The sequence below is a fragment of the Burkholderia sp. BE17 genome, assembly GCF_009362305.1.
Lineage (GTDB): Bacteria > Pseudomonadota > Gammaproteobacteria > Burkholderiales > Burkholderiaceae > Burkholderia > Burkholderia pyrrocinia_C.
Genome location: NZ_WHNU01000064.1, coordinates 1 through 11957, shown reverse-complemented (window position 1 = coordinate 11957; position 11957 = coordinate 1). Strand labels below are relative to the sequence as shown.

15 protein-coding genes are annotated in these 11957 nt (G+C 58.4%); 9 read left to right on the top strand and 6 right to left on the bottom strand.

What is annotated here, in order from left to right; all coding sequences use genetic code 11:
- Positions 1-257: 257 nt before the first annotated feature.
- Complete coding sequence (locus GD429_RS41940; RefSeq protein WP_321575116.1) at positions 258-392, bottom strand: hypothetical protein; 135 nt, start codon at positions 390-392, stop codon at positions 258-260.
- On the opposite strand from GD429_RS41940, the gene GD429_RS41935 reads away from it, so the two are divergent.
- The 9 genes from GD429_RS41935 (at position 391) to GD429_RS37320 (ending at position 7133) form a co-directional block, all read left to right on the top strand.
- Positions 391-627: a hypothetical protein gene (locus GD429_RS41935; RefSeq protein WP_152864874.1), complete on the top strand. Its 237-nt coding sequence runs from the start codon at positions 391-393 to the stop codon at positions 625-627. The genes GD429_RS41940 and GD429_RS41935 overlap by 2 nt on opposite strands.
- A gap of 618 nt (positions 628-1245) precedes the next feature.
- Positions 1246-1476 (top strand): hypothetical protein, encoded by a 231-nt coding sequence (locus tag GD429_RS37355; RefSeq protein WP_152864872.1) that lies wholly within the window; start codon positions 1246-1248, stop codon positions 1474-1476.
- A gap of 371 nt (positions 1477-1847) precedes the next feature.
- A complete protein-coding gene (locus GD429_RS37350; RefSeq protein ID WP_152864870.1) occupies positions 1848-2585 on the top strand; it encodes a cupin domain-containing protein in 738 nt (245 codons plus the stop codon).
- Positions 2582-3361: a class I SAM-dependent methyltransferase gene (locus GD429_RS37345; protein ID WP_152864868.1), complete on the top strand. Its 780-nt coding sequence runs from the start codon at positions 2582-2584 to the stop codon at positions 3359-3361. The genes GD429_RS37350 and GD429_RS37345 overlap by 4 nt, the downstream gene beginning before the upstream one ends.
- Before the next feature lie 101 nt (positions 3362-3462).
- Positions 3463-4632: a fatty acid desaturase gene (locus GD429_RS37340; RefSeq protein WP_193727313.1), complete on the top strand. Its 1170-nt coding sequence runs from the start codon at positions 3463-3465 to the stop codon at positions 4630-4632.
- A 5-nt stretch (positions 4633-4637) separates the two neighbouring features.
- Positions 4638-5117: a DUF2000 family protein gene (locus GD429_RS37335; RefSeq protein WP_227792092.1), complete on the top strand. Its 480-nt coding sequence runs from the start codon at positions 4638-4640 to the stop codon at positions 5115-5117.
- Complete coding sequence (locus GD429_RS37330; protein WP_152864862.1) at positions 5114-5821, top strand: AzlC family ABC transporter permease; 708 nt, start codon at positions 5114-5116, stop codon at positions 5819-5821. Before GD429_RS37335 ends, GD429_RS37330 begins: the two co-directional genes overlap by 4 nt.
- On the top strand, positions 5790-6125 hold the full coding sequence (locus tag GD429_RS37325) for an AzlD domain-containing protein (protein WP_227792085.1): 336 nt from the start codon (positions 5790-5792) through the stop codon (positions 6123-6125). The genes GD429_RS37330 and GD429_RS37325 overlap by 32 nt, the downstream gene beginning before the upstream one ends.
- A gap of 195 nt (positions 6126-6320) precedes the next feature.
- On the top strand, positions 6321-7133 hold the full coding sequence (locus GD429_RS37320; protein WP_321575117.1) for a hypothetical protein: 813 nt from the start codon (positions 6321-6323) through the stop codon (positions 7131-7133).
- Between the two features lie 283 nt (positions 7134-7416).
- On the opposite strand, the gene GD429_RS37315 is transcribed toward GD429_RS37320, so the two are convergent.
- From GD429_RS37315 to GD429_RS41500, 5 genes are all read right to left on the bottom strand, one after another.
- A complete protein-coding gene (locus tag GD429_RS37315; protein ID WP_193727312.1) occupies positions 7417-9861 on the bottom strand; it encodes a heavy metal translocating P-type ATPase in 2445 nt (814 codons plus the stop codon).
- A gap of 229 nt (positions 9862-10090) precedes the next feature.
- Positions 10091-10357, bottom strand: coding sequence for a DUF5676 family membrane protein (locus tag GD429_RS37310; RefSeq protein WP_152864860.1), 267 nt, complete (start codon positions 10355-10357; stop codon positions 10091-10093).
- Between the two features lie 72 nt (positions 10358-10429).
- Entirely contained in the window at positions 10430-11086 is a 657-nt protein-coding gene (locus GD429_RS37305) for a methyltransferase family protein (protein ID WP_152864858.1), read from the bottom strand.
- Positions 11070-11324, bottom strand: coding sequence for a DUF2933 domain-containing protein (locus GD429_RS37300; protein ID WP_152864856.1), 255 nt, complete (start codon positions 11322-11324; stop codon positions 11070-11072). The genes GD429_RS37305 and GD429_RS37300 overlap by 17 nt, the downstream gene beginning before the upstream one ends.
- A gap of 513 nt (positions 11325-11837) precedes the next feature.
- A partial coding sequence (locus GD429_RS41500; protein WP_227791616.1) for an IS4 family transposase occupies positions 11838-11957 on the bottom strand: 120 nt, incomplete at its 5' end.

Genomic DNA, 11957 nt, shown 5'->3' with positions numbered 1-11957 from the left:
AGGCGCCGGCAGAGTAGCTCGGAGTGACGGCACGGGTGAGGTAGTGTTCGCGACTTCGCGACGGGCAACGGACTTACATTGTCTGCTGCGTGTCGTGCCATTCTCCGAAGCGCGCACGACAGTCGCGCGTTGTTACGTCGACGTGCTTCGTGATCGCACGTTGCAACGCATCCACACCGCCGAATCTCGAGCGGTCCGCGATCCGTTCGAGCAACCAGTCAGCTCTCTCCGGCGCGCTTTCGCACGTTCAGTCCGCGCTACCAGCATGAATTGAGCGGGCGACTGTCCGGCTTCTTTGCTGAAAATGCGTGCAACGTCCGTTCGCTTATGTGCAGGCGTGCGGCCAGCGTGGCGATGCCGAGATCGCCGGTCGGGGGAGCGGCGATCTCCATGAGCCGCGCCGCATGTGCGGCCCGCGCCCGCCTAGAAGTCGAGCCCGACACTGAACTGCGCCTGCCCTCTCGGACGCGCACGAACAGCACGAGTTCGCGCGCGCCGGTCGTCCAGCCATCCGCCCGCGGTGAGTACAAAGGCATTCGTGCAGATGTTCGTGATGCGCCGCGTAGCCATGAGATGGTGATCGTGCCGGCGATGCATCGCGTTGACAGGCTGGTGGTACCGACGTGACGGTGGGAGCAGGCAGTTGCTGGTGCGATTCAGGTGGCGATTCGCGACGGCGCGGCGTTGCTGGCGAATGCCGGCCCGCTTTGGCATGCGCGGCGACGTCTCACTGGTATGCGCGCGACAGCCTGCGTCGCCGGTTTGCCGACACGGCCCAGGTCGATGATCGCCGCTATGTGATGGACGGCAGAGTGATGACGGCGAGCGGTATGGCGGCGCCAATTTTGGCATTGGTCGCATGGCTGAATGCGCTTGCCGGAACTGTGGCCGCGCGGAGATCGTGTCGAAGCATGGGCTGCGGTAGTTGGCATAACTGGTAAGCATCGGGCGTGACCGCATCTCGATTCCGGTCGGACGGCATGGCGATGCGGTGCTTCCCGGTAAGTTGCGCGCCGGCGCTCCAAGATGAGCGGCGGAATACAGTGCGTATGGGTGTTCTTTCCGGAAGCAGTGGTCAAATCTTGGAATCGAGCTAGGCCATATCGGTCATATATAAAATCATATTTTTTTTGAATCTATTTCGAATTTGTTGGATAAAGCGAGATTTGCGGGACTTGTACGAAATTATTGATTCGATTCGATATTTTTCAGATTTGTACGATGGTCGTCCGGGGAGCGACCTTCATGGGTGTTGGACTGAGTTTGCCATCGGTGTTGGTGTTGGGATTAGGCAACAATAGAAATCTGAAGAATGCGTCGTTTTGGGCGGCGGGAGGGCTGCTGCATATGAGCACGGAGAAAGGCAACCTGAAATTGGGTGATAAGCCAAGTGCGAGTGACTTGAGCGGTGAGTTCGCGACCACTGAGAGTGCGGTGGTACGTGCGGGTTTGAGTGACGTGATGGCAGCATTATGAAGTCGGTTCGTCGCACTGAGAATTGCAACATTTGCAAAATTTCAGTTCGATCAAGTGTCAAATTGTAGAAATTTTCCTGCGTGCACACACCGATATTTTCTGCAACTCTCCGTGGGTGATGTCGATATCTCGAATAAGCGGGGATTATTGAGATGTCTTTGTCATTACAATGCATTGGGGGTGAGTAAATTGCGATTGTTGGTATGCGCGCTTCCCGATGAAGACGGCGGTCGATGTATGTGGCGAGTGATGCCGTCGTCAGCGCTCAAACGGAAAATCGAAAAATGGCGCATCTAACAGCCGCAGTGGAGGCCGTTGTATGTAGGACGCGCATTCTCATTGCGTGTCGATAAGAACCTGAGGAAAACGTTATGACCATCCGCACGCAATTTCCAGCGGGCGACAAGATGTTGGTGTTTCCGCTGGACATGGCTTCGGAGCTCGATTACAGCCAGTTGGAGAATCCAACCCGAGTTGCCATATCGCCGGGCGGGACACGGCACCTTGACGCGGATTCCACGCACTTCATCATTGTGCAATCCGGCGAGTTGGAGGTGTCGCACGGAGGTGGCGTCTATCACATGAGGAGCGGGCAATTCGGGTGTTTTCCCGGTGCGTCGACGCTCAAGGGCGAGGCTCATGCTTTGCTTGTCACGAGCCTTGGCTACGAAGGCGCAACGCTCGTTGGCGGACCGGTCGAAGAGCTTGGGCGACTGCGTTATATCGACGGATGTACGAGCAGTTTGCTGCTTGCGCCGCCCGTGCGCGGCGAGCCTTGTCTGAATTTCCTGCACCTGCCGAGTCATACCTCGCAGACGTTGCACACCCATCCGACTGTGCGGGTCGGCCTCATTCTCTCCGGCAATGGTCAATGCGAAACGCACCATGGGATGCTGGAGTTTCGCGCGGGCACCGCATTCGTGATCCCGCCCGGTGTAGCACACAGCTTCCAAAGCCGGGGCGAGAATATGCGCATCGTGATCTACCACCCAGATTCAGATTCCGGGCCTACGCATACCGACCATACGATGCTCAACAGGACATTCGTCGGCGGTATGACAGCAAAGGCCATGACCGATATTCATACGAGTGTCGAGGTTCGGCGATGATTCAGAAAGGCTTTGAGCGAGGTACTTCGCAACGTCAGAAGTGGAATCCGCAGCTCTATGAGAAAAATGCCCGTTTTGTTGGCGATCTCGCCGCCCGAGCAATCGAATTGCTGAATCCGCGACCGGGTGAAAGGATGCTCGACATCGGTTGTGGCGACGGTTACCTGACTGAAAAGATCGCTGCGATGGGAGCGATGATGACAGGAGTCGACTATAGTCCGGACCTCGTAGCGGTTGCGCGGGCACGCGGCATAGACGCACGCGTGGGTAACGGGGAAGAGATCGAATTTTCCCGCGAGTTCGACGGCGTGTTCAGCAACGCGGCGATGCACTGGATGCGTCGCGCCGACGCGGTGGTGCGCGGCGTGGAAAATGCGCTACGGCCTGGAGGGCGTTTCGTCGGCGAGTTCGCGGGCGCGAGGAATGCGTACTACATCCGGCAAGCCATACATGAGGCATTGGCGCGGAGGGGCTTCGATGCTGAGGAGATCGATCCGTGGTATCTGCCAGAAGAAAAGGAGTACAGAGAAGTGTTGGAAGGTGGTGGGCTTGTCGTGTCACACATCGAGTTGTTCGATCGCCCGGTGGTGATCGACTACCCGGTGCGTGATTGGATCAGGACATTTGGAAGCCCCTACCTCACCGTGTTGCCGGAGGAAGCGCGCGACGCGTTGCTCGATGAAGTGACCTGTCAGCTCGCACCTCGTTTGCTCGGCAAAGATGGACGATGGACGATTGATTACACGCGCCTGCGCTTTCGGGCAGAGAAGCCCTGAGATGCTTCGGGAGCACCGTGGGGGCGTGGTGTCGAGGCGTCCCCGTTTCTTTTTCCTGATCGAGAGTGGACAGCATGTTTGAGAGTGGTGCAAGAGAGTCAATGCGCGGTCTACCGGGTGTCGCGCAACCTGTCCTGACATGGGTGACGGGCAGGCCGCTTGAGGCAACCGAGCGGCGCTTTGTCCTCCCGCGGTCATTGGACGTTATTGCCACCTTCGCTTTGAGCGTGGTCATTGTTGTCGCGCTCGTGTTGCTTGCCAGCAAGGACACGATCGGAGCCTGGGCTCTTATCGTTGTGTCATGGTTGATCTTGGTCGGGTTGCTCAGGAAGATGCAAGTTACACACTTACATCACGCGATTCACAACCGACTGTTTACACACACGTTGCTGAACAGGCTCTACACGCGAGTTTTGCCTTCGTTGATCTTCGTGCAGAACGGCGAAGAATACCGGAAGGAACATCTCGAGCATCACAACGCCAACATATTTACGACCGAACGCGACGCGGATGCCGCATTTTTGGCAAAGCTCGGCTTCATCCCGGGGCGCGACAGAAACGAGCTGTGGATGAATCTCTGGATGACCATCGCGAGCCCAGTGTTCCACTTCGTGTTTGCGCGCGCACGGCTCGAGTCGGTCTTTCTACGCAACAAGCCGGCTGAAACGCTCGTTGCCTTGGGCATGGTGGCGGCTCATGTGGCACTGATCGTGATATCCGGGTGGAAGGCTTATGTGATCGCTGTGTTCGTACCGATGTTCCTCGTTTATCACGTCAGTGCATTGCTTCAGTTTCTAACCGAGCATGCCTGGAATGTCGCCGGGGAATCGGTTGGCGATTGGAGCGAGTATGCAGATCGATGCTGGGGCCGCTTTTGCGGCGAGACGTTCCCGTCACGAGCACACGAAAGCAATCGGTGTGGCTACTTTTCCTATGTCATTCGCGTGTCCGGTTGGGGCGCAAGGATGCTTCTGCTTCATCTTCCTGTTCGAGTGGCCTGCCTTGTATCTGACCTGCCCGCACATGATTGGCATCATTTGGCCCATATCGCAGGCCAAAATTCGCGCGACTGGCCGCGTAGCTTATACCTGCGCCAAGTGGCGATCGCTGATGGCGACAAGCCCGGCTTCGCGCGACGCGAACTATGGGGCATGCGTAGGATGATCGAACATCAATTCTTGTGGCTAGGGAGTATTACCTGCACATATTCGATCCCGCATGTGAGCGGATTGACGCGCCCCGAGGGGGCAGCACTCAATTCAGGAGAATGAAAATAATGTATCTGGACAATTCCAGCAAGACGGTTCTTGTCGTCAATGCAGAGTTTCCGGCGCCGACGATTATCAACGCTGTCGCGCACACCACGCTGGGACTGGCGGCGGCCAATGCGGTTTCAGCGTGGAACTTGCTCCCTTATCCAAGCCCTGCGTTCAGCGTAGAGAGTCGCATCAGCGAGTATCCGGTTATCGTTCTCCGTTCGAAGCGCTCGAGCCCGCTCGAAAGACTTGTGCTGCAACTGAAGGGGATGGATATCGTGCACAACGCCTTCATCGATTCAATGCTTGGCGTGAGCGCGGTCGAGCAGCAGTCGGCGACATTGGCAGCAGAGCCGGGAAAGAATCGCATCGTGTGTGTCGGCTTATTTGGTTCAGAGAGCGAAATTCGACCATTGATCAAGTCGTTTTCGCTTTACAAGACGTCGGATTCGCTCGCGCATGCTGCACCATCTGTTGAAATCGGGGCGATGGCACGATGACGGGCGGACGCAGATTGATCGTGAGGCTCACGACGCCGGTTGGGATGGGGTACATCCCGACCGGGTTTGCGTTCGGCGTCCTGGCATGTCAAGCAGGACTGCCGCCCGTGCTCGTGATCGCAATGAGCGTGCTCATCTTCGCCGGGGCGCTGCAATTTGCAGCGGTTCCAATGCTGACCAACGCAATTGATCCGGTCACGGTTGCCATCACTACGCTACTGATCAACTTGAGACACATCCTGTATGCCATCCCGCTGCTCGACTATCTGCCGAAGGCGCGTGTCTCCCGCGCCTACGTCATAGCGGCGCTTACCGACGAGAACTACTCCGTGCTGACGACTGTTCCGGAAGCGGACCGTCGGCAGTTGTCGGCTGCGGTGAGCCTAGTCAACCACGGATACTGGATTGGCGGCACTGTGCTAGGGGTATTGCTTGGCAATCAGGTCTCGCGCTGGATTCCCAACTTGGACTTCGCATTGCCGGCGCTGTTTGCCATTCTGGCAATCGAGCAGTATTTGGTGCGGCGTCGGTTGGCACCTGCGGTCATCGGTATCTGCGCATACTTTGTCGCCAAGGCACTGCTGCCAAGCTATGCGTTGATCGTTTCCCTGGGGATCGGCTTGATCCTGTTGCTGACCCGAGCGGCCGTGTTTCCGCTGGAAACTGAAATCAATGGAGCGCGAAAAAGCGATGGGAATGATTGAAAACTGGATCGCCGTAGGAATCATGAGCGGGCTGACAATATTGCTGCGAGCGCTGCCGCTCTTGATGCATCGTTCGGTGCTTCGAAGCTCATGGATGACGATGCTCAATCGGGAACTTCCCCTGTGCGTGATGGTTATTCTGGTCACGCACTCCCTCAGTGCGAGTAGTACAGCGACGCCGCTCGGCGTCGAAATCGTTGGGTTGGTGGTCGTGGCGTTAAGTTACCTCCGTTGGCGCAATGCCTTGTTGAGCGTAGTCATGGGATTAGGCGTGCTGGCAATGCTCATGCGCTTCATTCGCTAAAGGGAGGAAGCTCCTGTGGGTTGTTGTCCCCCGGGCAACACGGTAGTGTGCCCGTTGACCTGCCGCCGGGCGGACAATGAGCCTACGATAAGGTGCGCCGGCCATCGGTGAATTTCAAACAGTGGATGCGTGGCCGATAATTCCGCCCTATAGTGCTCGTCGTTGACCGATCGGGAAGAAAATCAGGAGTTCGCCGTGTTTCACCGGAAATCCAAGTTGGGTCGTTCGAACTTCGTGTGCGTCGTCGCCCTGACGATGATGCTGGCGCCGGTCGCGGCGCATGCAGCGGCCGAGGCTGTCGACGGCACGACGCGCATCGCGCCCGCTGTCAATCACGACACGTCACCCGCACGACCGATTGTCGGCGACGACCCGGTTGCAATTCGGGATGCCCTGAAGAAGCAGCACATCAGCACCCCCCCACCTTCGTTGAGCGACCGGGTTCGCGGCCTGGTCCCCGGCGCTGCCGAACGGCATGTCTCGAATCCCGACCTGGCGGCCGTCGACCTGGATCGTGACGTGACGTTCGTGGTGCCGGTGCGGTACGGGCTGAGGTACCGGTCACAACGGCAGCTGTTGACGCTGGACGTCGACCTGTTCGACGCAGAGCGCGACGACCGGACGGGCATCGTGCTCAGAAAGGTCACGACGGGGCCACGAGGGCGAGGGCTCGTGGTTGCACCCGAAGCGAAGGCAAAAGGGTACATCCAGCAGGTCGACATCATCGAACTCGAGTCCGGGCAAGGGAAAAAGACCACGGTTCGTAGCCGCATGCGGATTTCGCCTGCCGTGTACGCCCAGGCGCATGGCGACTTCGCACTCGTTTTTTCCGGGCGCCTGGTTCGGCCTTACCTGACCGACCAAACCGAGCATGTCGATCCGAGCATCGACGAGCCGACGGACATTACGACCAGAATCTCCCGGTTGCACATGGATCTCCATGCCATCTGGCTGGTGAGTCCGTCGAGCGGTGTCGTGCTGTCGAAGAAGCTGCGTCTGTCGAAGTAGCGTTTTCCTGTGTGAGGCGCCGATCTTGACCGGCTTCCGGAGCGCACGCATGTTCCGTGCTTCGACGCCGATTCTCTGCACGATTGCGTGCGACTGCGGTGTAGTCGGCGTCCGGTCGGAACAATACAGCCTGCGCGAAATGCACCAATGTTCCGGTATGTCGCTGTCGAGGGGGCATTGCGTCGCTGAGCCGCATGGATGTGGACCACGCCCACCCGAGGCCTTTCCCGCTGCGGCGGAAGTTGTACGGTCGTTATGCGACCGCCGCAAGCTGCGTGACAAGCTAAATCTTCGCGTTGCGCAGTCGCAGCGCGTTCGAAATGACCGAAGCGGAGCTTAGACTCATTGCAAGTGCGGCAATCATCGGCGAGAGCAGCAAACCGGTGAATGGATAAAGCACCCCAGCCGCCAGCGGAACGCCAAGTGCGTTGTATACGAACGCGAAGCCAAGATTTTGCTTCATGTTTGCGACCGTAGCCACGGACAGCTCTCGGGCACGGGCGATACCGCGCAAGTCGCCCTTGACAAGCGTCACCTGGGCGCTGCTCATTGCCACATCCGTGCCTGTTCCCATGGCCACGCCGACATCGGCTTTCGCAAGCGCGGGGGCGTCGTTGATACCGTCTCCGGCCATCGCCACAACATGCCGGGCTTGCTGAAGCTGTGTCACCAGCTTGAGCTTGTCGGCAGGCTTCACCTCGCCATGGAATTCGTCGACGCCGAGCTTCTCGGCCACGGCCTTGGCAGTGACCACGCCGTCACCGGTCGCCATCACGACTCGAATACCGTTCTCTTTCAATGTCGAAAGCGCTTCCGGCGTCGTCGCCTTTATCGGGTCAGCGACTGCCAGCAGTCCGGCCAAGCCGCCATCGACTGCCAAGTACATGACACTGGCGCCTTGCGCACGCATGCCGTCAGCCTCCTTGGCCAGAGATTCGACGGAGACGGCGTCAGTCTGCATCAGCGCGGTGTTGCCAAGTGCGAGTTTCCTGCCGGCGACCAGTCCTCGCACGCCAATACCCGTGGCGGATTCAAAATTTTCCGTGCGGTCCAAAGTGAGCTTCTTCTCACGGGCAGCCGCAACGATGGCTGCAGCAAGCGGATGCTCACTACCTTGGTCGAGACTCGCCGCCAGACGAAGCACTTCGTCGGTCGTGTATCCGTTTGTGCCCACGGCTTGCTCGAATGCTGGACGCCCCTCGGTCAGCGTCCCCGTCTTGTCGACAATGAGCACATCGACCTTACGCAGATTTTCAATCGCAGCCGCATCTCGAAAGAGAATCCCGGTCGCGGCTCCTTTGCCGCTTGCGACCATGATGGACATTGGCGTCGCAAGCCCCAGCGCGCAGGGGCACGCGATGATGAGCACCGCCACCGCATTGATGAGGCCGAACACCCAGCTGGGCTCCGGCCCAAAGATGCCCCACACGAAGAACGTCAGAAGAGCGACGCTGACGACCCCGACGACAAACACGCCGGCCACCTTGTCGGCCATACGCTGCATGGGGGCCCGAGACCGCTGCGCCTGCGCGACCATCTGCACGATTTGCGACAGCACGGTCTGCGAGCCGACCTTTTCGGAGCGGATGACGAGACTGCCTGTCGCGTTCATCGTTGCGCCAATGACGTGGTCGCCAACGCGCTTCGTGACGGGAATGGGTTCGCCAGTAATCATGGACTCGTCCAGCGAACTCGAGCCATCGGTCACCACACCGTCCGTGGGGACTTTCTCGCCCGGCCGCACGCGAAGCAGGTCTCCCACATGAACATGGGACAACGGAATGTCTTCCTCGGAACCGTCCGGGTTGATGCGTCGCGCAGTCTTGGGTGCGAGACCCAGTAGTGCCTTGATGGCGGCGGACGTTTGCGAGCGGGCCTTCAGTTCGAGCAACTGCCCGAGAAGCGTCAGCGAAATGATGACTGCCGCCGCTTCGAAATACACGCTGACTCGGCCGTGCGCACTGTACGTTTCTGGAAACACTCCGGGGACGATGGTGGCAATGACACTATAGATATAGGCCGCGCCGGTCCCCAGTCCGATGAGCGTCCACATGTTAGGGCTGCGGTTCATGAATGAGCGCGCGCACCGCGCGAAAAACGGCAGGCCTGCCCACAGGATGACCGGCGTAGAGATGATGAACTCAACCCAGCTTTCGGTGCCGGCGTCCATCAATCCGAGGCGATGGCCAAACATCGCCAGGACGAAAACTGCGACGGTCAGTGGCAACGTCCACCAGAATCGGCGTCGGAAATCGACCAGTTCCGGATTTTCGCCTTCGTCGACGCTGGGCAGAATCGGTTCCAGCGTCATGCCGCACTTCGGGCATTGCCCGGGATGGTCCTGGCGAATTTCCGGATGCATCGGGCACGTGTAGATGGTGCCCTCGGATGCTGCCTGTGACAGCTGAACGGTGGAGGGCTCGGCGTATTTGGACGGTGCCGCCTGAAATTTCGCCAAGCATGCCTGGCTGCAGAACAAGTACCACTTGCCGTTGTATTCGCTACGGAATCCTGACTCATCGGATACTTTCATTCCACAGACGGGGTCGTGAAGTGAATCCCGGGTACGAACGTGCTCGCCATACCCCTCATGATGAGCATGTGCATCGCGTCCATGCTCAGCGGAATGGACGTGCTTGTCCACCCCATGTGCAGGATGCCCGTCCGGCGACGAGTGCTCCAAAATCCGTTGGCGATTAAGCCTGTCTTCGCCGGGTTGACCGCTCATTTTGACGCTCCTTTGCTCATCCGTTCAGCTCCCATTGGGACTCGTCGCCCTGCGCATTCGGTATTGCCGTGATGACGGTGCTACCGCGTGCCGATGTATTGAGCAATTGCGCAGGAGCAACGTTCATTCCGCGGTTTCCCGTTCTACCTGCGACCTCAATCTTCCGATTCCGAAGACCGACACCGGCTACATGCGGTCCGGGAGAGACGTATAGGCATACGGGATTGCATCAGTTCTGCCCATAGAGGCGGTTGTGCAACCACGCGAAGAAGGCGCCGGCTGCAAAGAACCAGACCGCCAACACAAGGGCCGGGTAGATAACAAACCACCAGGACAGTGGCTCGCCCGTCTGATGGCGGCGGAAATCGAGTCCGTGAAAAAGAGCGTTCATGAAGTTCATGAACGGTTCAGGAAGTGCCATCCATACAAGCGTGCATAGGACATAGAAGAGCACAACCGTGACTGAAAGCGTCACGCCAGTCTTGAAGGGCCTCATGGCAGCCTCCTCATCCCGGAAGATTACGATGGAGTTCAGCAGCAGTGCCAGCTATGGGTGAGCCGCCTGAATTCAATGTACTTGGGCCGGGCGTTTTCCAAACAAATTAGGTACAAAGCGCGGCGTGTGTGCCGCGTATTCACGCCATGCCTCGCCGAACTGCGCCTCCGAATCGCGCTCCTCTTGTATCGCTAGTCGAACGTACATGAAAACTAGAATAGGGAACATTGCCAAAGTAACGAGCGTGGGCCATTGGAGCAGGAAACCCAGCATGATGACGACGAACCCGACGTACTGCGGGTGTCGGATTTTCGCGTAGGGTCCGGTGGTCGCCAACTCCTTGCCACGCTGAGCTTCATACAGTACGTGCCACGCCGTGGACAGCAAGTAGAAACCGCCCAATATCAAGAAGAAGCTGAGAAGATGCGGAAGTCCGCCATGCGGGTCGCCGTGCCTGCCAGTCAAAGTCCACCAGAGGTGTCCTGCATCGTGCGATAGAAAATTTGTTTGCGGAAAGCGCGTCTGCAACCAGCCCGATAGCAAATAGATGGTGAGTGGAAACCCATACATTTCCGCGAATAGCGCGACGATGAAGGCGGAGAATCCACCGAACGTTCGCCAGTCCCGCTTTGTCGCCGGCTTGAAGAAGCTGAACGCGAAGATGATGAAGACAAGAGAATTGATAGCTACGAGGCTCCATAGCCCGTAACCGTCACCGATGCTGGTCATGACCGTCTCCCGAATCGGGACGCCCGTCGATCGATTTCGTCCCATCGTGCCCGTGCCCGTGGTGCATAAAAAAAAACATCAGCGGGCACGAGAGCAACAGCAGATATGGCAACACCCCAAGGAAGTGGGCGCGGTGTTCGGAAAGCAGGAGGAATAGTGCTATTGCAGCGAACGCTACGAGTGCAATGGCTGACCGCGATTTCCAGAACGGCCGAGCGCGATGTGAACTGTCGTCCATGCCTGTCTCCCATCCTGAATCACTTGTCGGCGGCCGCCGGCGTACCAGCGATTGCAACGGCACTGACCATGCCGAGCGTTGTAATTGCGATTGCGGTTTTTTGCGGGAATGCCATCTTGTTCTCCACGAGCATAGTTCTCGAGAGCCGGTTGAACCCTAAAAACACTCTATGCTGACGCCCCTTCGATGGCTTGACGTGGCTCAACGAATCACGAACCGAATTCTTCATACGTAGCACGGCCGCGGAGCGAGCATGCGACCGGGCGGGTGTATCGGTCCGGGCACGCTCGACAATGCAGCATTGATGTGCATCAACGCTGCGGCCGCCCAGCTCCTTACGATAGGCAGTGCACCCGTGAGCGGCAGAATGCCGCGGAATATCGAACAGAGGCGCGTCCATGTCGGCAATTTCTGCAGCAATCTCCGCGCGGCGCCGTCTGGCCCGCGCACTTCTGACGGCAGCACTGGCGGTGAGCCTGCTTCCTCTCCCTGGGTGCGGCTATAACCATCGTCTTATACAGAAGTGTCGGCGTCACCGCTGGCGCGTAACGCTCGTAAGGTTTTGGCCGCGACATGAACGTCTCTGAGTCCGAGCCAAATAGCTTTCGCACCGGGTTCGCCGTCACCTTTGCG

What these genes read in the sequence shown, in the direction of transcription:
- GD429_RS41935 (WP_152864874.1), top strand. Translation starts at nt 391, where the DNA reads ATGAGCCGCGCCGCATGTGCGGCCCGCGCCCGCCTAGAAGTCGAGCCC.
- GD429_RS41940 (WP_321575116.1), bottom strand. Translation starts at nt 392, where the DNA reads ATGGAGATCGCCGCTCCCCCGACCGGCGATCTCGGCATCGCCACGCTG.
- GD429_RS37355 (WP_152864872.1), top strand. Translation starts at nt 1,246, where the DNA reads ATGGGTGTTGGACTGAGTTTGCCATCGGTGTTGGTGTTGGGATTAGGC.
- GD429_RS37350 (WP_152864870.1), top strand. Translation starts at nt 1,848, where the DNA reads ATGACCATCCGCACGCAATTTCCAGCGGGCGACAAGATGTTGGTGTTT.
- GD429_RS37345 (WP_152864868.1), top strand. Translation starts at nt 2,582, where the DNA reads ATGATTCAGAAAGGCTTTGAGCGAGGTACTTCGCAACGTCAGAAGTGG.
- GD429_RS37340 (WP_193727313.1), top strand. Translation starts at nt 3,463, where the DNA reads ATGCGCGGTCTACCGGGTGTCGCGCAACCTGTCCTGACATGGGTGACG.
- GD429_RS37335 (WP_227792092.1), top strand. Translation starts at nt 4,638, where the DNA reads ATGTATCTGGACAATTCCAGCAAGACGGTTCTTGTCGTCAATGCAGAG.
- GD429_RS37330 (WP_152864862.1), top strand. Translation starts at nt 5,114, where the DNA reads ATGACGGGCGGACGCAGATTGATCGTGAGGCTCACGACGCCGGTTGGG.
- GD429_RS37325 (WP_227792085.1), top strand. Translation starts at nt 5,790, where the DNA reads ATGGAGCGCGAAAAAGCGATGGGAATGATTGAAAACTGGATCGCCGTA.
- GD429_RS37315 (WP_193727312.1), bottom strand. Translation starts at nt 9,861, where the DNA reads ATGAGCGGTCAACCCGGCGAAGACAGGCTTAATCGCCAACGGATTTTG.
- GD429_RS37310 (WP_152864860.1), bottom strand. Translation starts at nt 10,357, where the DNA reads ATGAGGCCCTTCAAGACTGGCGTGACGCTTTCAGTCACGGTTGTGCTC.
- GD429_RS37305 (WP_152864858.1), bottom strand. Translation starts at nt 11,086, where the DNA reads ATGACCAGCATCGGTGACGGTTACGGGCTATGGAGCCTCGTAGCTATC.
- GD429_RS37300 (WP_152864856.1), bottom strand. Translation starts at nt 11,324, where the DNA reads ATGGACGACAGTTCACATCGCGCTCGGCCGTTCTGGAAATCGCGGTCA.